This is a genomic window from Primorskyibacter marinus (assembly GCF_003313245.1).
Lineage (GTDB): Bacteria > Pseudomonadota > Alphaproteobacteria > Rhodobacterales > Rhodobacteraceae > Primorskyibacter > Primorskyibacter marinus.
In genome coordinates this window covers 1-983 of the sequence record NZ_QJSD01000055.1, presented here as the reverse complement: position 1 = coordinate 983, position 983 = coordinate 1, and the positions used below count along the sequence as shown (strand labels likewise).

Here is a 983-nt window from a genome sequence, read left to right as displayed (position 1 = left end):
CGATAGGCGGGTCAAAATCAAATGCTGAAACCGGGTCAGTTTTGAACGCTCATTGACACATTGTCGAAGTAGAGTCCGACGAGATGGCGTGACATCTCTTCTGGCGTCGAGGGGCCAACAGGAGCCTTTCGTGTTCGGCTCTTGCGTGGCGCGGCGAATGTCGGGACACCGATCTCCGAAAGACGACTCATAGCCGTTGCGAAAAAATAGACATCCCGCGTGAGGCGGATTTTCTCCTTAAGGTTCTGAGCTTCCAAACCCGGATCGTCCGCAAAGACTTCGCGAAGCACTGCCTTTTCGTGCGGCGGAAGCTTCCTCCAGATCTCATTTTCCTCTTCGACACCCTTTGCTAGATCGTCCTGGAGCAGTTGAAGCAGAATGAAGCCATTCTTCCCTTGGAGTCGACGTGTAGCATCATTTTCAAAACGATGCGAACTGTTCCAGAACCGCAGTACGCGTATGATGTCTTCGACCGAGATGTTCGGGTCGTCGACGAGAGGCGCTAGTGCCGTCGCGCGCTCCTCCACAAGATTGAGCCTCGACGGTTCTGTAAAACTCAAGAGCTTTCTCTGATCCTCGTTTCCCCATGTGATAGCTCCGTCATTGTAGAGGGTGGTGCCGATCAGCGCCGAAATATCGAGACTTGGTGGCAAGATGACATTCTCAGCAAAAATGAACATTTGACGTGCTTCGGTTCTCGTCCGATCTGAAACGAGGCGACGCTGACGTAAACTGAATAGACGTGCCTCTTGCTCACCACCTATAAAGTTTTCTGGGAAAACCCGACCCGTCCAGAGATCGTCGAGAAGACTCCACGCATGGATCGGATTGAACATCATCGACTGCAAGTTGCTGGCCTCCTCTGAGGTTTCTACAGCGGCACGTCGGAAACGCATAATTCTATTCGTGCGAATGTAGAATGACCTGCCCCCCGCTGGTCCCTCGCTCATGACGAGAGTCTGCGGGTTTGATTTTGGTAGTCG

At 52.6% G+C, this 983-nt stretch carries 1 protein-coding gene; it reads right to left on the bottom strand.

All coding sequences use genetic code 11. The features are described 5' to 3' along the window. Nucleotides 1-35: 35 nt before the first annotated feature. Nucleotides 36-848, bottom strand: a complete 813-nt coding sequence (locus tag DMZ65_RS19350; RefSeq protein ID WP_157960707.1) for a hypothetical protein — start codon at nucleotides 846-848, stop codon at nucleotides 36-38. Between the last annotated feature and the right edge of the window lie 135 nt (nucleotides 849-983).